Source organism: Planktothrix paucivesiculata PCC 9631, from assembly GCF_900009265.2.
GTDB lineage: Bacteria > Cyanobacteriota > Cyanobacteriia > Cyanobacteriales > Microcoleaceae > Planktothrix > Planktothrix paucivesiculata.
The window spans coordinates 371619-390820 of sequence record NZ_LR734982.1; the positions used below are offsets into that span (position 1 = coordinate 371619).

Sequence of the window (19202 nt, forward strand, 5' to 3'; positions counted from 1 at the left end):
GTCATAAATAAAGTAACAATAAGAAGACGGTTTGTTGTTGCGATAGGGCGCATGGGTATGGGCTTAAGCCCAACAACGAACTTTTTTATATGGGCGAATAATTATGACTACCTACTTAGTTCTAGTGATTGTACTGTAGCTTTCTCAAAGGAAGAAATTCAGCTATTAGCCAACTTTATTAGAGACAATTCCTAACATTAGAATGAAAACGATTAAATTCATTGATTTATTTGCTGGAATAGGGGGAATCAGACTTGCTTTTGAAAAAGCAGCTTTCTCGTTAGGATTCCAACCTCAATGTTTACTGAGTAGCGAAATTAATCAAGATTCCAGATGGGTTTATCAAGCCAACTTTAAGGACAATGCTTTAGGTGATATTAGGACAATCGAAAAAGTACCAGAACATGATGTTTTACTAGCGGGATTCCCCTGTCAATCATTTTCTTATGCAGGTAAAAAAGAAGGCTTTGGAGATACAAGAGGAACATTATTTTTTGAAATCATGAGATTAATAGATACAAATAAACCTCAAATTTTAATATTAGAGAATGTACGAGGAATTCAGACTAATGATCAAGGTAAAACCATTCAAACAATAGAATATGAAATCAAAAAAAGAGGCTATAGTTTTCAAATATTTTTATTAAATAGCTGCAATTTTGGTTTGCCTCAAAATCGATTAAGAGCTTACATAATTGCTGTCTTAGGACAATCTCCAAAATTTAATATTATCTCTGATACAGGGCCACAGGATTCTCATTCTTATATGCAGCAACTTTCTCTATTTCACCAAAATCAATTTTCCTGTGTTAAAACAATTTTAGAAGATAATCCCGATCCAAAATATGATTGTTCTCCTATTTTTATTGAACGCTTAAATAACTATTTAAAAGGTGATTTAAAAAGGCTACATGGAAAAAGATTAATTGATTATCGCGGGGGAAACTCCATACACTCTTGGGAATTGGGTTTAAAAGGAGAATGTAGTACCCAAGAAATTGAGTTAATGAATCTTTTTATTTTGAAAAGACGAAATAAAGAGTTTGGAGATGAACAAGATGGGAAACTTTTAACTAAAGATCAAATAGCTACATTTTTTAATTCTCCTAATTTAGATGATCTTCTTCAATCATTAGTCAATAAAAAATATCTTAAAATTATTAATCACCAATATAAACCCGTGAGTGGCAATTTTTCTTTTGAGGTATATAAATTCTTAGATCCTGAATCTATTGCTGTGACCTTAGTAGCGAGTGATGCGAATAAATTGGGTGTTTATCATAATCATCGTGTTCGTCGGATTACTCCCCGTGAAGCGGCTCGCTTACAAGGTTTTCCTGACCATTTTTGTCTACATTATAATGATGACAAGGCTTATGATCAATTAGGAAATTCTGTTAGTGGGACTTAAACAAAAATAAGGAGGGAAATAGATGATAATGATTATAGAGCAAGCAGATAACGTTAAAGAATAACCCATGAAAGAGACAACCCCGGCAGCGATGCCCCCTTGCTTCGATAGATGGTGTGGTCGATTTGACGATATTTTCGGCCATCAAGCCCAAAAACGGGAATTTAGGAACTATTTAGGGGGATTATTGGGAGAAAGTGAGCGAAAAAACCTGTCGCAAATGGCGAATAACGCCGTAGGAGTAACTTACCACCGATTACACCACTTTTTAACCGAAGCTCCTTGGTCAGCAATGAAACTAAATCAGCGTCGGCTGGAGGTGATGAATCAGTGTAAGCAAACCCAGATTAGTCGGGGATTTGCTCTAATTATTGATGATTCAGGACATCGAAAAAGCGGAAATTTTACCGATGGAGTCGGACGACAATACATCGGAGAAATCGGAAAAACCGACAATGGAATTGTAGCAGTAACGAGCCATCTATACGATGGTAAAAAAAACTTACCATTAGATATAGAATTATATCAAAAAGCCGAGTCATTACCCTTAGGAAAAGCCGACCCCGAATTTAAAAAGAAACCAGAAATAGCATTAGAATTAATAGAGAGGAGCTTAGACAGAGGATATCGACCGGGAATTGTGCTAACAGATGCCGGGTATGGAAATAACACAAGTTTTTTACAAGAGTTAGAGAAAAAAGGATTAAAATATATAGGGGGAGTCGCCAAGAATCGAAAGGTAATCCTCAAAAAAGGGGAAGATGAAACCGAGGAAACTCGATTAGATAATTTAGCTAAATCGTTGCCCCAAGGAGCTTTTAGTGAAATTCAACTCCCAGTAGAAAAAACCAAAACTGTGTGGGTAGCAACACAAGAAATTGAATTATCAAAGTATGCCGGGAAGAAAGTAATAGCCATCGTCATGAATGCTGCCACTTTCGACCAAGCCAGTGATATTGATTATTTAATGACTAATGTTGAGGTTTCAAAAGCCACAGGAGAATGGATAGTAACGACCTATTCACAAAGAAATTGGATAGAAGTTTTTTACAGGGAAGCAAAGGGCTGGTTAGGGCTAAAAGAATATCAAGTCCGAGATAAAAGAAGTCTAATCAGACATTGGATTTTGGTATTTTGTGCCTATACTTTTATTCTCTGGCATAGTTTAACTGGAGGGTTAAGACGTCGATGGGCGAACAAACCCTTAAACACATTTGTTGATGCCCTTGAAGCCTTTCGCACAGCGATTTCTTTTCGATTTGTGGAGTGGCTCCAACATAATAGGGATGTATTTGCAGCCTACAAAGCAAGTTTAGGCTTGATTTGGGCTTGATTTTTGTTTAAGTCCCATTAGTATTAATGTGGTGGAGTTTATTGTTAAGGAAGTTTTGCTAAAGCTCTTTGTTGGTGCGATCGCACCACGGATACACCCTATAATTTAAAGACCGAGTTTTTGACAAAAAATTTGAAAGATCATCAGAAGCTGGCTAGGCCATCTTATCTTATTTCTAACTGGAGAGTCCAGGATTAGTGGAAAAATCAAGCCCCGCTAAAATATCAGGTTCAGAATGGTTTTCAGCCCAGTACAGAAAACTTTCTGGGGCTGTATTAAACTGAACTAAGAGGCGCAGAGTCGCAATCGGAATTTGATGGAGGAGTTGGGGATAATTCAAACATAAAACCCGAAATTGAGGATTACTCAAAACAGGTTTAGGAAACTCATTGAGTAACTCGATTAAGGTTTCTTTCGGGGTATTTTGGTTGGTGGCGACCAGATGACGAGTTGTTAAATCCGCACTCATTCCCAATTTTTTTAATACCTCTGAAGGTGCGTTACAATTATTAGCAACCAGTCGGGATAATTCCGTACTTCTTTGACTAAGTTGAACCAAACGCTCACAGGAAGTTGCGGGGTTAGCAGCTTCTTGTTGTAGGATAATGCACTCTGGTAGACTCATAATTTTTGACCAAGGTTAAGTTTATGATATCAAGGTTTTTTTATTCATCTGCGGGTAATTTAGATTTAATTTGTGCCACAAAATCTTTATGATCAACGACGGGTTTAGGAATATAACCATCGGCTCCACTCCGCGCTAAAAAGTTTTCGCGATCGCCCGTGGTCGCATGGGCGGTTACTAAAATAACTGGAAGTTGGGCGGTGGCGGGGTTCGCTTTTAACATTTGGGTAATTTCAATCCCATCAACGGCTTTTCCTTCATAATAACTATTGGTTAAAGACACATCCATTAAGATCAGATCCGCTTGTTTGTTGGCTGCCATTTCCATTACGGTTTCCACATCTTCGGTATGTTTTGCCATTAACCCGCCTCGTCTGGTTAAAATCCGTTCAAAGACTTTCCAGTTAACAAGATTATCTTCAACAACTAAAATAGTTCTAATCATGGTCTTACCTCTTTGGGAAACCCTATATCATCTATCCATAGTTCAAGTGTGTTCGATATCCGTTAAACTGTCGATAGGGATAAGTTCAGGAGTTCTGAAACCTTCTCTATGACTCAATAAAACCTATGTAGTGGCAGTTAGGATAAAAAAGGATAGAAAAGTTCAGTATTGCGTAGTGAATCCTTCAGGACTCATTCTTAATTCCAAAAACTAGAGAAATAAAGAAAGCCATGAAGGGCTTACTACGGGGTTGCTGGGGGCTGTTTTTGGGGAATTTCAATGACACATTCTGTCCCTAACCCAATTTCTGAAATGCAGGATAATTGACCTTTATGGGTTTCAACAATAATTTTATAACTGGTAGACATTCCTAAACCTGTTCCTAACCCGACATCTTTTGTTGTGAAAAAAGGGTCAAAAATTTTGGCTAAAACTTCCGAGGACATTCCAATTCCATTATCAGCAACTCTAATTTGTACTTGCTGGAAATCGGTTAGGGAGGTCGTAATCCAAATCATCCCCGGATCGGCAATAATTTCGGGTAATGATCGTTGTTTATTCCGTTGTTCCACGGCGTCAATAGCATTGGCTAATAAATTCATAAAAACTTGATTCAGTTCCCCAGCATAACATTCAACCCGGGGTAAGTTTCCATATTGTTTAATCACTTGAATCGCGGGATGATGGGGTTGTTCTTTTAAGCGACTTTCTAACAACATTAAGGTACTATCTATGTTCTCATGTAAATCAATACTTTTCAGTTCTGATTCATCTAAGCGGGAGAAAATTCTCAGGGATTTAACAATATCTCTAATCCGCTCTGCTCCGGTTTTCATGGAAGTTAATAATTGGGGGAGATCTTCAGCAATAAAATCGAGTTCGATGGCTTCTAATTTTTCTTCTATTTCTGGGTGAGGATGGGGATAATGTTTTTGATAGAGTTTAATCACGGAAAATAAATCATCCAGATATTCTTTCGCATAGGTGAGATTGCCAAAAATAAAACTGACTGGGTTATTAATTTCGTGGGCAATTCCGGCCACCATTTGTCCTAAACTTGACATTTTTTCCGAATGAACTAATTTCATCTGTGCCTGTTGCAATTTAGAGACGGTATGTTCTAACTCTTGAGTTTTGGCCGTGGCAATTCTGGCAGATTCTTGAGATTGTGTATAAAGTTTTGCTTGATTAATAGCAATTTCTAACTGATTGGTAACAGAGCGCAAAAGTTCTACTTCCTGGGATTTCCAAGGTCGAGACTCCTGACAATGGGCTAATACTAAAGCTCCAATATCACCCGATTGAATTTTTAAGGGTAAAATTAAAACCGATTCCAATTCTAAAACCATGAAAAAATTTCTAACTGATGAAATCTCACAGGTAATTACTTGATCAATTTGGATCATTTTTCCTTGTAAAACCATCTCACTAATCGGGTGTAACGCATCCCCGGGATACATTTCGGAAATACTGGCTAAATTGGCGGCTTTGGATTCTTTGATAATTTCCCATTCTGGGGGATTTGATCCCAAATTATATCCGACAAAATAACAGCGATCAATTGCTAATAATTGGCGAATTTCCTGTACGGTTGTTTCTAAAATTGTATTCCAATCTAGGGAATTTCTAATCAAATTACCGATGCAATTTTGCATCTTTTCTCGTTCGGCTAATTCCCGCAATTGTTCTTCTGAACTTTGCCAGGCTATTTCGGTTTGTTTGCGATCGCTAATATCTAAGAGTAAACCATCCCAAACAATTGATCCATCCGGTTGTTTTCCTAAACTTCCTCCGGCTTGAATCCATTTAATATTACCCGAAGGAGTAATTAAACGATATTGATGTTGCCAAGGTTTTCCGCTATCTACGGCTTGGGCCATGGAATCGACAAAGGCATTCAGATCATCAGGATGAATCAGTTTCCACAAGAAATCAGCATTTTTTAAAATAACTTCGGGTCTAATTTCAGTTAATTCTAAACATTTGGGACTTAAATAGGTAAAACAGCCCTGTACTTGATGATTATATTGATGATATTGATAGGTGACTCCGGGGACATTTTCTGCTAATTGTTGGAAGCGGATTTGGGACTTTTGTAACGCTATTTCTGCTTGTTTTCTGGCGGTAATATCCAAAGAAGTCCCGATAATTCTATAGGTTTTTCCTTGGTTATCTAAAATGGGATTCAGGGTAGTTAAAGAAAAGGTTTGTGTTTCTTGAAAGCCAATTTCTTCTTCATATTCAATTGAGGTTTTTGCTTGAACACAATCTCGATAATGTTGGAGCATTTTTTCCCCTTCCACAAAACCGAAAATTTCTGTAAAGCTTTTTCCATAAACTTCGGTAGATTTCTTCCCCGTAACTTGTTCGGCTTTGGGATTCCAACCTAAGCATCGAAAGTCCTTTTCATTCAGAACTGCCACCACAAAAATAACTTGTTCTACCCCGTTATAAATATTTCTTAAAAATTCTTCTTGTTCTTCTACCACTGCCTCCGTTTTTTCCGATTCTATTGAGTTATCTGATGGTTCAAACCAGGTTAAAACTTGTTTAATTTGAGGGGTTGTAATAGGCTCAATCTCGCAGGTTTTAGGATGACAGGGACAACAATTATCAAGGGTTGGCGGTGGAATTTCTAAAATTAATCCATCAAAAATTAGATCGCCATTGGGTTGAGGATAAGCTTGGGCGATCGCCGATAAATACTTAATTTTTCCATCAGAAGTTTGATATTGCCATTGTCGTTGCCAAGGAATTGATTTTTGAGCGCAGGTTAAAAGCGATTGAGTAAAAACCTGTTGATCCCAATCATTCATCCATCCCCACATTAAAGCAGAATCATGCCGAATTTCATCGGGTTCTCGCTCGTAAATTCTTCGGCAACTGGGACTAATATATAAATACTCTTGGGAACCATCAAGGTGCAGCAATAATTGATAAATCACTCCTGGCAAATTATCGGCGATCTGATGCAGATCTACTTGATTCTGCTCACCCTGTGAAATTATGCTTGTCATCGTTAAAGGTGCATCGGAAAACCTAAAGAAATTATATCGTTTCTTGAGGTTTTCCGATTCTCGAGTGTTATAGCAACTAATCTGAATATTCCCCAAATCCTTTAGAATTCAGACATTAGACTGACTGTCTGATGCAGAATTTTTCCAATCGTATGCAGCAGTTCTTCTTCAGAGAAAGGTTTAGTTAAATATTCCGTTGCCCCGGATAAGCGACCCTCCACCTCATCCCGAGCCCCATTTCGTGACGTGAGCATCACAATCGGGAGGTGATTAAAATTAGGTAATCCCCGCAAAACTCTACACAGTTCTAAACCATCCATTCCTGGCATAGAGATATCCAGAAGCATTAAATCAATCGAATGCTTATGGAGTGCGGCTAAGGCTTGTATTGTATCATTGGCGAAAATCACCTGATAATGTTTTTCTAAAATTCGTTTAATCAGTCTTTGCACAGGAATGCTATCATCAACAGCGAGAACTGTAAGCTGAGATTTGACCGATGTACACATCTCGATTTCTCCATTATATTCTCTAAGTTGTTAATATTAAGTGGCTTTTAAAATTAACTATTTTGGTGGCATGGCTTTAAAACATAATCTCATTATACACATCTAAAACCAGGTTTTTTCCCCTATTATGCTCATTTGTTTAAAGTATATAAATCTTTATGCTATATAATAAAATTTAACAGTGGATTGTCCACTTAAAACAAACCTAGTTAGCTTTTTAGGATATAATAGTATTCCCCCTGGTTGCAATTTAAAGCAGGAGATGAGAAATCCGTGTCAACCCTAGATTACCAAGCAAAAAGAGCCTATCAACGCGGAGTTAAATGGCTAATGGTCATGACTCTATTTATGGGAGTTAGTTTAGCAGGTATAGCTCTGTATTACAAAATACAAAAAAACGATACAGAAGCGGTTGCCGCTGGGTTACAGAAAGTCGAATTAGGAACAGTTGAAAACAAAATTAGCGAAGGAGGAACCGTTCAATTAGGGGGACAACGAACCATTAAATCCCCCACCGAGAGTGCAGTAGAGCAGATTTTTGTTCAAGTCGGCGATCCGATTACTAAAGGTCAAAATTTAATTCGGTTGAGGTCTACCGCCGGGGAAAATTCCTTACGGCAAAAACAATTAGAGATTCAGAAGCAAGAACTTGAAATAGAACGAAATCGCCAGAAAGTAGAGGAAGCACAAATTAAATTAAAAAATGCCGAAATTCGTTATAAAAATGAGTCAGAAAAGTATGAACAGCAAGTTAAATCTAAAGAAAATGATAAAAGAATAAAAATTAAACAAGCTCAAGCAAAAATAGAACGCCAAAAAGAAAAATTACTTGAAATTCAAGAAGAAATCAATACTTTAGAAAGAGAATTAACTAAATCTAATTTGCTTTTAGAACGGGGGTTTATAGCCGAGACAGAATTAGATGATGAAAAATCAACTATTCGCACTCAAAAAGCCAATTTAAGAAATGAAAAATTAACCTTAAAAAATGATATCTTTGAATTAGAAACCTCTCAAAATGAATTTTTAGATGTCCCACTCCCCAGCAGTGGTATCTTAGAGGCTGAAGTTGACCTTCAACAAGCTCAGTCCGAGCTTCAACAAAGTTTAAGTGAACTTCAGCGACTCAAAGTAGTATATAAAGAAGAAGAATCAAATTTACAGAATAATCTTGTCACTTCACCCTTGGATGGGGTGGTATTAAATATTGATATTAAACCCGGGGATGGAATTAACCGAGAAAGTGATTTAATTACGATTGGAGATCCCAATCAAGAATTAGTTCAACTTCAGTTATCGACCCTGAACGCGGCTCAAGTTAAACCGAATCAAGCCGCCCGAATTACGATTATTGGCCCTGATTCCCAACCATTTCTAGGACGAGTAGAACGGGTGAATCGACAAGCTGTATCCGAAACTAATAGTAGTCAATCTAGCAGTTCATCCGGTCAAGCAACCGTTCCTGCTACGGTCAGATTAGATCAACCAACCCGGGTATTAATTCCAGGGGGTCAGGTGAGTGTTGAGATTATTTTGGAACAGGAAAAAGACGTAATTGCGATTAATACAGAATTGATTCAATCCGAAGGAAAATCATCTTTTGTTTGGAAATTAGATGCTAATAATCAAGTGCAAAAACAACCCGTCACCCTAGGATTAAAAGATTTAATTAAAGTTGAAATTAAATCTGGTTTAAAAGTGGGTGACACTTTAGTAATTCCTCCTGCCGATATCTCCCTTGAACCTGGAATGGTTATTGTTGAAGAAGAAAAAGATAAAGATAAAAGTTTGGATTCAGAAAGCTGATTAGTAATACTATAAAAATATAGTAATCCTATGGGGGTTGTATCAAAAATTCAGACTCAAAAGCAAACCTAGGTAGTTATTATATTATAAAAGTTAGCGACATAGTACATATAGCTTATGAGGCTGTAAAATGGTATGATCAGAAGATGAGACTTATCCCTAATATTTTTAACCGATGGTAAACCAATTAAAAACCCTATCAAATCGATTAAAAAATCTGCATCCATTCTCCCGAAAATTTTTAGCCCAATGGATTACTTTATTCTGCGTTTGTTCTCTAATTTTGATTAGTTGTACTCCCGACGCCAAAATCACATCTTCCCCAAATAATAGCCGAATTGCCATAGGAACAACCTTAAAACTCCGCACCCTTGATCCAGCCGATGCCTATGAATTAATTTCAGGAAATATCCTGTATAATTTAGGCGATCGCCTCTACGATTATGAACTAGGAACCAATCAACTCATCCCAAAATTAGCCACCGCTTTACCCACCCTGAGTTCCGATGGATTAACCTATACTATTCCTTTAAGACAGGGGGTTTTGTTTCATGATCAAACCGCTTTTAATGCGGCAGCCATGGAGTTTTCTATTAAAAGATTTATTCAAAACGCCGGGTCTCCTTCCTCCTTATTAGCAGATACCATTGATACGGTTCAAGCAACAGCAGACTATGAATTAACCATTAAACTAAAAAAACCCTTTGCTGCCTTTCCTTCCCTCCTAGCATTTTCAGGAATTACGGCAGTTTCTCCCCAATTTTATGAAATTGGAGAAGGAAAATTTAAACCCAATGAATTTGTTGGAACAGGCCCTTATAAATTAAATTCTTTAGGAATTGATGTCATTCGCCTCGATGCTTTTGACCAATACTGGGGGGAAAAACCCGCCAATAGAGGCATCGATATTCAACGATTTTCAAGTTCCTCTAATTTATTTAATGCCTTTAGAAGTGGTGCAGTTGATCTGGCTTATTTATCCTTAAATCCCGATCAAATTTCCAGTTTACAACAAGGAGCAGAAGCTGGGAAGTGGCAAATAATTTCTGCTAATGGAAATACTATTAATTATCTGGTGATTAATGTTAAATCCGAACCTTTGAACCGCATAGAAGTTAGAAAAGCCCTCGCCTCTTTAATCAATCGTTCTATTATTAATGAACGGGTATTACAAAATCAAGGAGAAAAACTATTTAGTTTAATTCCTACAACTTTTAGTGAGTATAAACCTACCTTTTATTTAAAATATGGTGATGGGAATATTGAAAAAGCCAAACAACTGTTAACCCAAGCGGGATATACCCCAGAAAATCCAGCAATTGTTGAGCTTTGGTATGCCTCTAATTCATCGAATAAAGGGTTTTTAGGATTAACCTTAAAAGCCTTAGCAGATAGAGATTTAGGCGGGTTACTTGACCTGCAACTTAATAGTGTAGAATCAACCACAGCCTTTAAATATTTAGAGCAGGGGATTTATCCAACTTTTGTGTTAGATTGGTATGCGGATTTTCTCGATGCTGATAACTATATTCAACCATTTTTAGAATGTAGTCAAGGTTCCGTTGAAACTGGATGTATCAAGGGTTCTAGTCAATATCAGGGCTCTTTTTATTATAGCGATCGCATGAACCAATTAATTGCTCAACAGCGACAAGAACAAAATCCAGAAGCTCGGAAATTAATCTTTCAGGAAATTCAAGAACTCCTCGCCGAAGATGTGCCTTATATTCCCCTTTGGCAAGATAAAACCTATGTTTTTGCTAAAAACGGAATTGACAATATTCGTTTACAATTAACTCAACAATTACCCTTTTGGATAATCAAAAAATAAAACAACTCCCATGAAAAACCTACTCCTATCCCTATCCGTTGCTAGTCTATCCATTCTGTCTATGATTAACCCCTCTATGGCTTCTGATGCTCTCAGTGGAACCTCCTGGAAATTAATATCCTGGGGGAATGAAAAATCCACCCAAACGCCCCTAGATGAAACGGAAATCACCCTACAATTTGAAAATGATCAAATTAGTGGTTCATCGAGTTGTAACCGTTACTTCGCATCCTACACCCTCAAGGATGAGCAATTAAAATTTGGTGTAGCCGGGAGAACTCAAATGGCTTGTCCTGAAGAAATTATGAAGCAAGAAGATCAATTTCTCTCAGCTTTAGAAAAAAGTCGAACTTTTCAGATTAATGCTGAAGGTAAACTACAAATTAACTATAAAACAAATCAAGGATCTGGGGTAATGATATTTACACCAAATCAACCCGAATAACCCGTAGTAAGTCCTTTAGGACTCTCTATATTTCAGTCCTAAAAGACTCACTACTTTTTATGAAAATTAATCTTGGGGTAGAATAGCAATTAGTTCACTTTTCTTAATCTTTGATTTTACTTTTATATTTCGCTGTTTCGCAATTTCTTTGAGTTGAGCTACAGTCATAGCATCATATTTTGACTTTTCAGGTTTAGATGAAGGAGGCGTAAAAATGGGTTTTTCAACGAACTGAGTTATCGGTTTATTAATATTATCTGTTAAATTATTAAGAGCATTTTTAAGCTCTTGTAATTCATGCTTAATCTCTTTATTTTCTCTGATTTGTAATTCCCTAAATTCGCGCATTTGTTTTTCTAATCGTGATTCTAAGGATGTTTCATCTATGACTTTTACTCCTTCTTGTTGAACAGGAAATGAACGATTTTTGAAAAAATCAGCTTGCTTTAATAAAGTGTCCTGATTTGAGGGTTGTACAATAACAGCATTAATCATTTCACCCTGTCTAGGATTCTTTTCTTTAGCTCTAACTGCTGCATAATATTCTAAATCTCCGGCTAAAACCTTGTAACTATTCATTCCTGTTTGAGTTAATAAAATAACGTTTAAAACGCCTTCAGACTCTAAAATAATGTCAGCTAATTGTTCAATTTGATCCTCAGAAAAATTAGAGCGAGGAACATTAGATTGAATCGAGCTTACGTCAACGAAATAAAATTTAATCATTAGTTAATTGCCATTTTACTTAAAACTTCTTCTGCTAAAGACTCAAACTCAGCCGCCGATTGACCTGCGTTTGCATGAGTTTCTTCATATTTAAAAATAGACTGGGGATTAGGGATTTCTAAATCTCCTACGGTGATGGTTTCATTTAAACATTGAGCTAATGCAGTCCGCTCAAAAATCACACTATCCATCAAAGGTAGTTCGTATTTGTGGGGAATAACAACCATTTGACGAGGTAAAACATATTGTTGATATTTGGCATTCGTGGAAATTTTGGAGGGAAGTACACCCATAATTTTTAAAGGTGATTGTCCAGAGGAGGAGCGAAATTCATTAACTTCTTGGACTGATTGTTTAACATTGGTTAAACCTTGATTAGCAAAAGGTTTTAAATCAGAAGGAATAATTAAATAATTAGCCGCAATTAATGCTATTTCTGCATAGAGATCACGAGAAGGCGGAGTATCTATAATTACAATATCATAATCCCCTTCAACTTCCTTAAGTTTGTTAATTAAACGAAATCGACTCGCAGAAAAATTTTTGAGTTCATCCTGACGTTGTAACAATTCAATATGAGAGGGAATGACATCAATTTCAGGATGATTAAAATGATCGGATTTTCTAACTAAATCGGGAATAAAATCAAAATCTCCTGACTTAATTAAATGATAAACATACCGTTCTCTGATATTATCATCTTCCTCAAATTGAAATTTAATCAATCCTGTGGCAAAAGTTGTATTTGCTTGACTATCAAGATCAATAATCAGAACTCGATAACCTTTTTTACTTAAAGCAGCGGCGAGATTAACAACGGTTGTTGTTTTGCCAACGCCACCTTTATTATGATAAACAGCAATAACTTTCATAGATGCTTGATTCTCCGTTTCACAAGGGATAATTTCAAGGAATTGACTCTGATTTTCAGTTATTTGAGACTCAGGAATATTTTCTATATGTTGTTGATTACTTTCAGAAAAAATAGCAAATTCTGGATGAGAATTAGGTTCAGAATTATCATCAGAAATAGGTTCAATACCTTGGGTTTGTCTATATTGTAAGCTATCTCGGCTTACTAATCCTTTAATTTCTTCTATTCTCGCCTGAATTTCATTGCCTCGACATTGAAAAACTAATTTAACTTCATCGGTAAATCTGGCATAGATTCTTAATTCTTTGCCGTTAGTTAATAATCCATATTTAACATTTAAACTTGTTAGATAGCGTTTCAGTTTCCGAATATGCCGATCTAAATTTTGTTTAGGGTGTTTTGCCTCTAAAACTAAACTTAAAGGAGAATCTGCATTGAGGGTAAATGGAATAACTTGAACTGCAAAAGATAGGAAATCTAAGCGAATATTACCAAAGGTAATCTCTTGATGCCAAGTATCGGGAGTATAGCCCAACTCAGGGAGTAAATAACTGACAATCAGTTTACTTTCTACCTCGCTTTCATTTCGACATTGATCAGAAGTGAAGATCAAAACTGTCTTTTTCCTCTATTCCTAATAAGTTAGTAGTGAGTCCTTCAGGAGTAAAATATAGAGAGTCCTAAAGGACTTACTACTAAATCTAATTACTGCTTGTATTCCTTGAAAGAAACATAAGCATTTTCAGCATCATATAAATGACACTGATCTACGATATGAGTCATTAAAGACCAGGAAAAATCACATTCAGGATAAAGATATTCGCCCCAATTGTCTTGAATACTTTGATAGGCTTTCCGTAAATTGTAGGAAGGAATAGCCGTAGAAATATGGTGAGGAATGTGAACATTAATATCGTGACAGAACAACTCAACCCAAGCGGGATAATTGCAGTGAACTGTTCCCGATAATTGAGCTAAGGCTTCATTCCAATCTTCAGGTTCTTGAAACTGAATATCGGGGGCAGTGTGGTGAACAATAGTAAAGGTACTCATCCAGAAATGGTACACTAACCAAGGCATTAACCAGAATTTAACAAAGCCCCAAATTCCGAGAGTAAAAATCATTGTAGGAAATGCGATCGCCACAAATCCAATCACTAATAAAGCAGAAAATTTAACCTGTTCCTGTCCTTTTCCTTCAAACTTGCGCCAATCAAAGTTAACAATTGCCCAATGCAAAATTGAACCTAACCACCATAGTCTGGCTCGGGTTAATTTATAAGCAATTTGTACGATTTTAGGAGCCGCTTCATAATTTTCAATTTTCCAGGGTTCCCAAGCATTATCTTCGGTCAGTTTATTGGTATGTTTATGATGGTGATTATGTCCTAAACGCCAACCATGGAAGGGATAAATTAAAGGAAGAAATGCCAGATGACCGACTAAATCATTCACCCAACGACGGTTAGAAAAAGAACGATGTCCACAGTCATGACCAATCACGAAAAAACCCGTTAAAGCTGTTCCGGTAAAAACCCAAGCTAAGGGTAAAAGAAACCAGGGAGAGTAAGCGATCGCAAAATAGCCCGCAACAACCAGAAGAACACTAAGAACAACAGTCAGCAAAGCTTTTTTCTGATCTTTAAGAAAGACTTCCCGAGGGAGACTTTTGATAATGTCTTTTAAACGTAAATCCGAGGGAAAACTAGCAGAAGATTCTAGGGTTTGAGGTTGAACAGAGGATAATGTCATAGAATTTTTTAAACTTTTAAATCCCTCAGCACTGGGGGCTAGGGTAATACTAAGGTTGCGTGGTTTTATCTTCCCAATTTTTTGGTAGTCTGATCAATTACCTAATTTGACATGAGAAATCTCACCTGCATGGGACAAACAGGCACTTTCCATTTATCCATTTAAGTCCGACTCCGATGGTAACCGCCCTTAAACAGAGTCCATCAAAAGCTAGGGTGTTTAGCGGTTTTTACTAAACCCAGCTAGTGATGATCGGGGGAGTTGAACTTAGAACAACTCAACAAGTCTTTGCGGGTGAGGTTGTTTCTTGACGCTGTTGCTTGATGGTTTGCAATTCCAAGAGCAGGGTTTCAACTTCAGCGTGCAAATGCAGAAACTTCACTTGCTGATCGGTGTTGTACAGATTTTTCATCGTATCAATCGTCAGTGGCTTAGACATAACAGAACCGGAAGTCCGGCTTGAAGGGGCATCTAAGGTTTGAGTCCCAGATACGGTGGATGAACGAATGGGCATCAGCAGTTGATTTGACATCTAAAAATGTTAGCTCAACAAATCTTAACTATATTTTACCCTGAACGTTTACTCCCACGGAAAAAAATATCAAAATTGATTAGTTTTTTCACGGAATGTAAACGAGAAGGTAAACTAAATAAGGAATACACCCAACGGCTGATCCTGTCAACCGATCAAGTTTATGGATTCAAACCGTTAAGGGCATTCTCACCTATCATGAATCTGTTTATTTGTCAATCCTTAAACGGATTATTCTTCATTTATTAAATACTACCGAGATGACGTTGACTTTGCCTACAACCCAGTCCTCATTAAAGTGCTGGCCCGGTCTGATTGAAGCCTACCGCAACTATTTACCTGTTTCTGAATCTACCCCCGTTATCACCCTACAAGAAGGCAACACGCCCCTGATTCCGGCCCCAACCATTGCCGAAATCATTGGCAAACAGGTGCAGGTCTATCTGAAATATGACGGACTCAACCCCACAGGCAGTTTCAAAGACCGCGGCATGACCATGGCGATTTCCAAAGCCAAAGAGGAAGGCAGCAAAGCCGTCATCTGTGCCAGTACCGGAAATACTTCAGCAGCAGCAGCCGCCTATGCCCGTCGAGCCGGGATGAAAGCCTTTGTCTTGATTCCCGATGGTTATGTGGCGTTGGGGAAACTAGCCCAAGCGTTATTATATGGGGCGGAAGTCTTAGCGATTAAGGGAAATTTTGACCAGGCCCTTAATATTGTGCGGGAGATGGCCGAACATTACCCGATTACTTTAGTTAATTCTGTCAATCCCTATCGTTTAGAAGGCCAAAAAACCGCCGCCTTTGAGGTGGTGGATGCCCTGGGAGATGCCCCCGACTGGTTATGTATTCCCGTGGGCAATGCCGGGAATATTAGTGCCTATTGGATGGGATTCTGTCAGTATCATTCTGTTGGGAAATGTTCTCGTTTACCCCAAATGATGGGATTTCAAGCCGCCGGAGCCGCACCGTTAGTATTTGGCCATCCGGTGGAAAACCCCGAAACCCTAGCAACAGCGATTCGGATTGGAAATCCGGCCAGTTGGGACTTTGCGGTGGCGGCTAAAGATGCCAGTCAAGGTAGTTTTAACGCGGTCACCGATACGGAAATTCTGGATGCCTATCGGTTGTTGGCGTCTGGGGAAGGGATTTTCTGTGAACCTGCTAGTGCCGCTTCCGTTGCGGGATTATTGAAAGTGAAAGATCAGGTTCCAGAGGGGATTAAAATTGTTTGTGTGTTAACTGGAAATGGGTTAAAAGATCCAGATACGGCGATTACTCACAGCAACAATAAATTCAAAGCCGGAATTGCACCAGAAATGGAAGCGGTGGCAAAAGTGATGGGATTTTAATGGGTTTGTAGAGGCGTTGGATGCAGCGTCTCTACTGAGTTTTTAAGGGTATTTTCGGTTAAGTATTCCAGTATTTATTGGGACTGTTCAAAGATGACTAGGATCAATAACTTTAATTTGGGAACACCAAGAAAAATCCTTGACATTAAAAGTGTAAATACTGGTGACTTGATGAGATAACATAATGGCAATATGAAGTAAGTCAAAAATTCCTCCATTGGTCACTGGTTGTTCTTCCAATAACCTCATCCAACCTTCAAAAAGATCGAAAGGAGTTGAGAGCAAGCAGACATGAGGCATTTGACAAATTCGTTGAATACGCTCAGTCGCTTCTCTTTCTTGGCTCTAAAGGTTTTGCTAAGATAGCAGGATTGGTAATATAGGAATAAAATTCCGCTAAAACTTGCGATGAAACGCAGAGAATTTCTGTTTCACAGGGTCGAAATATTTCTAATGCAGTCTTGTGTTGAGGTGCTTTGGTATTAGCAACATAAGCGAGAATGTTGGTATCAAGATAAATTCGTTTAGATTCTGTTGCCATAAAGCAGACTTCGATTAAATGGCTGAAGGATTTCACTTTCAAAAAACAACGGAGTTGGATCAAATTCTGATAGTTGGTCTTCTGTCAATCGGTTTTGCTGTTTATTAATAGCTCTGAATGTGTCTATGATTACATAAATCTGCTCGATTTGTTCAGAAGTTAAGCCAGTAACATCAAGAGTTTTAGTCATATTAGGTTACGATTAGATGTTTGCAAATATTCTAACTTAATTAGAGCTTAAACTGTCTAAAATAGTGGGTTATGGTTTTGCTAAAGGAATTGAACATTGAGTCCGATTAAAATTAGAATCTTCTCCCTCAGAAGGAATCGCTAAAATTTCTAAACGACCCTTCATTAAACTCAATAAAGTTTGATTCATTAATAGCCGCATTCCTGGGGATAAAGTCCCTTGCTCAAACGGAGGTTGATCAATATCTAATGTTGATTTTAATAAATCCCAAGACTCACTCCACGCACTAACCGGACGTTGATCATCAACCCAAATATGCACAAATCCCGTTTCGGGAGAAGGATGGGCAGAAACATTCACACTTCCCTCTTTCATTTGAGCGATCGCAGTATCAACTAAACTGACTAAAACTTGTCGCAGTCGGGGTAAATCTGCCATCACATAAATATCTTGATCAGGAGGATCAATGTTTAATCTAATACTACGATTTGCCGCCTGCATACAAGTTAAATCTTCTACCTCATCCATGACTTTTGCTAACCCAATGGCATGAATATCCATTGTATCTGTGCCATATTCGGTTTTAGATACAAAAATCACTTGATCTAATAATCCCACCATTTTTAACGCCGATGTGTGGGCCAGATTGATAAATTCTCGCTCCTCCTCTGGGTTTTCGCACAGATCGGAGATAATTAGTTGTAATGTACCAATCATGCTACTCAAAGGCGATCGCAACTCATGGGACGTCCGCGCCAAAAACCCCGCTTTAAATAAACTCAATTCCGCCGCCGAATGATAAGCAAGTTGAGTTTGTTTCAATTGATAAGAGAGGGTTTGCACCTGCTGTTGATAATCAACCTCTTTGGAGGTGTCTTCCGTCCCAACCGGGTCGGGCGATTTTGTTCCTTTTCCCCGCCATAGCTGATTTAGGGCGACCCCTAACCCTAACCCAAAACCGAAATATAAAAATTCGCTCCAACCCATTTCAGTTATCAGTAATCAGTGATCAGTTATCAGTGTAAGAGTTGATCAGTTATTGGTCAACACCGAATCAGTTATTAGTTAACATTTATTAGTTATTAGTGTAAGAGTTGAATAACGGTTTGTAAGCTCGAAGTTTATCAACAGATTGGTATTATTTATTTACGGATAACTGTTAACTGTTAACTGTTAACTGATTACTAAATTACCCTGTCGTAAGATTGTCCATTGACCGTTACTTTCCCATTTTGCCACCGTTGAAGGTAGGGTGGATGGAGGAATTGTTGGATCAAATTCTGAGGCAAATAACGTGAAAACCTTGGGAAATTGATGATTAATTTCAGCCATCGTTAATAGGGGCGGTTGTCCTGATAAATTGGCGCTGGTGGTTGCCATCGGGCCAGTGCGGGCTAAAATGGATTGAGCGATCGCAGAATCGGGAACTCTTACCCCAATTGTAGACGGATCAGCCGGATTCATTGCTGGAGGAACTTTGTCAGAAGCGGGTAATACCAAAGTTAAGCCCCCGGGCCAATATTTCTGGGCTGTCTTTTGCCAAACGGATAATTCTTCCAGCGTCCCCTGCACATAGGGCCATAAAGCTTCTGGTGTGGCAGCCATTAAGATCAAGGGTTTATCCAGACTGCGTTGTTTGGTCTGAAAAATCAATTCTGCCCGATCAGGACGGGTAGCTAAAGCTGGTACAGTATCCGTCGGGAAACTAACCACACCCTCACCCGAAATTGCCATATCAATTAGAGCATCAACAGAGACTTGAACCATAGTTAGGAGAGCAGGGGGAGCAGGGGAGGCAGGGGAGGTAGGGGGA

General features: G+C 38.1%; 19 protein-coding genes. 6 read left to right on the forward strand and 13 right to left on the reverse strand.

What is annotated here, in order from left to right; all coding sequences use genetic code 11:
- Positions 1-202: 202 nt before the first annotated feature.
- Both dcm and PL9631_RS01710 read left to right on the forward strand, forming a co-directional pair.
- Entirely contained in the window at positions 203-1411 is a 1209-nt protein-coding gene (gene dcm, locus PL9631_RS01705; protein ID WP_083616318.1) for a DNA (cytosine-5-)-methyltransferase, read from the forward strand.
- A gap of 67 nt (positions 1412-1478) precedes the next feature.
- Positions 1479-2744, forward strand: coding sequence for an IS701 family transposase (locus PL9631_RS01710; protein ID WP_083616320.1), 1266 nt, complete (start codon positions 1479-1481; stop codon positions 2742-2744).
- 175 nt (positions 2745-2919) lie between these two features.
- Here the strand turns inward: PL9631_RS01710 and PL9631_RS01715 are convergent, their stop codons facing one another.
- From PL9631_RS01715 to PL9631_RS01730, 4 genes are all read right to left on the reverse strand, one after another.
- Positions 2920-3369 (reverse strand): hypothetical protein, encoded by a 450-nt coding sequence (locus PL9631_RS01715; RefSeq protein ID WP_083616322.1) that lies wholly within the window; start codon positions 3367-3369, stop codon positions 2920-2922.
- 40 nt (positions 3370-3409) lie between these two features.
- Complete coding sequence (locus PL9631_RS01720) at positions 3410-3811, reverse strand: response regulator (protein WP_083616406.1); 402 nt, start codon at positions 3809-3811, stop codon at positions 3410-3412.
- 245 nt (positions 3812-4056) lie between these two features.
- Positions 4057-6831 carry a PAS domain-containing protein gene (locus PL9631_RS01725; protein WP_083616324.1) on the reverse strand — a complete coding sequence of 925 codons (2775 nt, stop codon included), beginning with the start codon at positions 6829-6831 and terminating at the stop codon, positions 4057-4059.
- 101 nt (positions 6832-6932) lie between these two features.
- The gene (locus PL9631_RS01730) at positions 6933-7340 is read right to left on the reverse strand and encodes a response regulator (RefSeq protein ID WP_083616326.1); all 408 of its coding nucleotides are present in this window, start codon (positions 7338-7340) and stop codon (positions 6933-6935) included.
- A 273-nt stretch (positions 7341-7613) separates the two neighbouring features.
- Here PL9631_RS01730 and PL9631_RS01735 point away from each other — a divergent pair, with 273 nt between their 5' ends.
- The 3 genes from PL9631_RS01735 to PL9631_RS01745 all read left to right on the forward strand — a co-directional run bounded on the left by PL9631_RS01735 (position 7614) and on the right by PL9631_RS01745 (position 11422).
- Positions 7614-9146 (forward strand): efflux RND transporter periplasmic adaptor subunit, encoded by a 1533-nt coding sequence (locus tag PL9631_RS01735; protein ID WP_156090409.1) that lies wholly within the window; start codon positions 7614-7616, stop codon positions 9144-9146.
- A 175-nt stretch (positions 9147-9321) separates the two neighbouring features.
- Positions 9322-10977, forward strand: coding sequence for an ABC transporter substrate-binding protein (locus tag PL9631_RS01740; RefSeq protein ID WP_083616330.1), 1656 nt, complete (start codon positions 9322-9324; stop codon positions 10975-10977).
- Positions 10978-10987: 10 nt separating this feature from the next.
- Entirely contained in the window at positions 10988-11422 is a 435-nt protein-coding gene (locus tag PL9631_RS01745) for an META domain-containing protein (protein ID WP_083616332.1), read from the forward strand.
- Between the two features lie 66 nt (positions 11423-11488).
- Here the strand turns inward: PL9631_RS01745 and PL9631_RS01750 are convergent, their stop codons facing one another.
- The 4 genes from PL9631_RS01750 to PL9631_RS01765 all read right to left on the reverse strand — a co-directional run bounded on the left by PL9631_RS01750 (position 11489) and on the right by PL9631_RS01765 (position 15306).
- Positions 11489-12148 carry a ParB N-terminal domain-containing protein gene (locus tag PL9631_RS01750; protein ID WP_083616334.1) on the reverse strand — a complete coding sequence of 220 codons (660 nt, stop codon included), beginning with the start codon at positions 12146-12148 and terminating at the stop codon, positions 11489-11491.
- Positions 12148-13635 carry an AAA family ATPase gene (locus tag PL9631_RS01755; RefSeq protein WP_083616336.1) on the reverse strand — a complete coding sequence of 496 codons (1488 nt, stop codon included), beginning with the start codon at positions 13633-13635 and terminating at the stop codon, positions 12148-12150. The genes PL9631_RS01750 and PL9631_RS01755 overlap by 1 nt, the downstream gene beginning before the upstream one ends.
- A 92-nt stretch (positions 13636-13727) precedes the next feature.
- Positions 13728-14774: a fatty acid desaturase gene (locus PL9631_RS01760; RefSeq protein ID WP_083616338.1), complete on the reverse strand. Its 1047-nt coding sequence runs from the start codon at positions 14772-14774 to the stop codon at positions 13728-13730.
- Positions 14775-15051: 277 nt separating this feature from the next.
- Positions 15052-15306, reverse strand: coding sequence for a hypothetical protein (locus PL9631_RS01765; RefSeq protein ID WP_083616340.1), 255 nt, complete (start codon positions 15304-15306; stop codon positions 15052-15054).
- Between the two features lie 260 nt (positions 15307-15566).
- On the opposite strand from PL9631_RS01765, the gene thrC reads away from it, so the two are divergent.
- Positions 15567-16658 (forward strand): threonine synthase, encoded by a 1092-nt coding sequence (gene thrC / locus PL9631_RS01770; protein WP_083616342.1) that lies wholly within the window; start codon positions 15567-15569, stop codon positions 16656-16658.
- An 87-nt stretch (positions 16659-16745) separates the two neighbouring features.
- Here thrC and PL9631_RS01775 read toward each other — a convergent pair whose 3' ends face one another.
- From PL9631_RS01775 to PL9631_RS01790, 5 genes are all read right to left on the reverse strand, one after another.
- Positions 16746-16898: a hypothetical protein gene (locus PL9631_RS01775; protein WP_231516604.1), complete on the reverse strand. Its 153-nt coding sequence runs from the start codon at positions 16896-16898 to the stop codon at positions 16746-16748.
- An 82-nt stretch (positions 16899-16980) separates the two neighbouring features.
- Positions 16981-17199 carry a type II toxin-antitoxin system VapC family toxin gene (locus PL9631_RS01780; protein ID WP_083616347.1) on the reverse strand — a complete coding sequence of 73 codons (219 nt, stop codon included), beginning with the start codon at positions 17197-17199 and terminating at the stop codon, positions 16981-16983.
- Positions 17183-17389 (reverse strand): hypothetical protein, encoded by a 207-nt coding sequence (locus tag PL9631_RS25975; RefSeq protein WP_083616349.1) that lies wholly within the window; start codon positions 17387-17389, stop codon positions 17183-17185. Before PL9631_RS25975 ends, PL9631_RS01780 begins: the two co-directional genes overlap by 17 nt.
- Positions 17390-17458: 69 nt before the next feature.
- The gene (locus PL9631_RS01785) at positions 17459-18376 is read right to left on the reverse strand and encodes a sensor histidine kinase (RefSeq protein WP_083616351.1); all 918 of its coding nucleotides are present in this window, start codon (positions 18374-18376) and stop codon (positions 17459-17461) included.
- Positions 18377-18562: 186 nt separating this feature from the next.
- Positions 18563-19156 (reverse strand): L-threonylcarbamoyladenylate synthase, encoded by a 594-nt coding sequence (locus tag PL9631_RS01790; protein ID WP_083616408.1) that lies wholly within the window; start codon positions 19154-19156, stop codon positions 18563-18565.
- Positions 19157-19202: the final 46 nt, after the last annotated feature.

What these genes read in the sequence shown, in the direction of transcription:
- PL9631_RS01780 (WP_083616347.1), bottom strand. Translation starts at nt 17,199, where the DNA reads ATGGCAACAGAATCTAAACGAATTTATCTTGATACCAACATTCTCGCT.
- dcm (WP_083616318.1), top strand. Translation starts at nt 203, where the DNA reads ATGAAAACGATTAAATTCATTGATTTATTTGCTGGAATAGGGGGAATC.
- PL9631_RS01760 (WP_083616338.1), bottom strand. Translation starts at nt 14,774, where the DNA reads ATGACATTATCCTCTGTTCAACCTCAAACCCTAGAATCTTCTGCTAGT.
- PL9631_RS01750 (WP_083616334.1), bottom strand. Translation starts at nt 12,148, where the DNA reads ATGATTAAATTTTATTTCGTTGACGTAAGCTCGATTCAATCTAATGTT.
- PL9631_RS01740 (WP_083616330.1), top strand. Translation starts at nt 9,322, where the DNA reads ATGGTAAACCAATTAAAAACCCTATCAAATCGATTAAAAAATCTGCAT.
- PL9631_RS01725 (WP_083616324.1), bottom strand. Translation starts at nt 6,831, where the DNA reads ATGACAAGCATAATTTCACAGGGTGAGCAGAATCAAGTAGATCTGCAT.
- PL9631_RS01785 (WP_083616351.1), bottom strand. Translation starts at nt 18,376, where the DNA reads ATGGGTTGGAGCGAATTTTTATATTTCGGTTTTGGGTTAGGGTTAGGG.
- PL9631_RS25975 (WP_083616349.1), bottom strand. Translation starts at nt 17,389, where the DNA reads ATGACTAAAACTCTTGATGTTACTGGCTTAACTTCTGAACAAATCGAG.
- thrC (WP_083616342.1), top strand. Translation starts at nt 15,567, where the DNA reads ATGACGTTGACTTTGCCTACAACCCAGTCCTCATTAAAGTGCTGGCCC.
- PL9631_RS01790 (WP_083616408.1), bottom strand. Translation starts at nt 19,156, where the DNA reads ATGGTTCAAGTCTCTGTTGATGCTCTAATTGATATGGCAATTTCGGGT.
- PL9631_RS01710 (WP_083616320.1), top strand. Translation starts at nt 1,479, where the DNA reads ATGAAAGAGACAACCCCGGCAGCGATGCCCCCTTGCTTCGATAGATGG.
- PL9631_RS01730 (WP_083616326.1), bottom strand. Translation starts at nt 7,340, where the DNA reads ATGTGTACATCGGTCAAATCTCAGCTTACAGTTCTCGCTGTTGATGAT.
- PL9631_RS01765 (WP_083616340.1), bottom strand. Translation starts at nt 15,306, where the DNA reads ATGTCAAATCAACTGCTGATGCCCATTCGTTCATCCACCGTATCTGGG.
- PL9631_RS01715 (WP_083616322.1), bottom strand. Translation starts at nt 3,369, where the DNA reads ATGAGTCTACCAGAGTGCATTATCCTACAACAAGAAGCTGCTAACCCC.
- PL9631_RS01745 (WP_083616332.1), top strand. Translation starts at nt 10,988, where the DNA reads ATGAAAAACCTACTCCTATCCCTATCCGTTGCTAGTCTATCCATTCTG.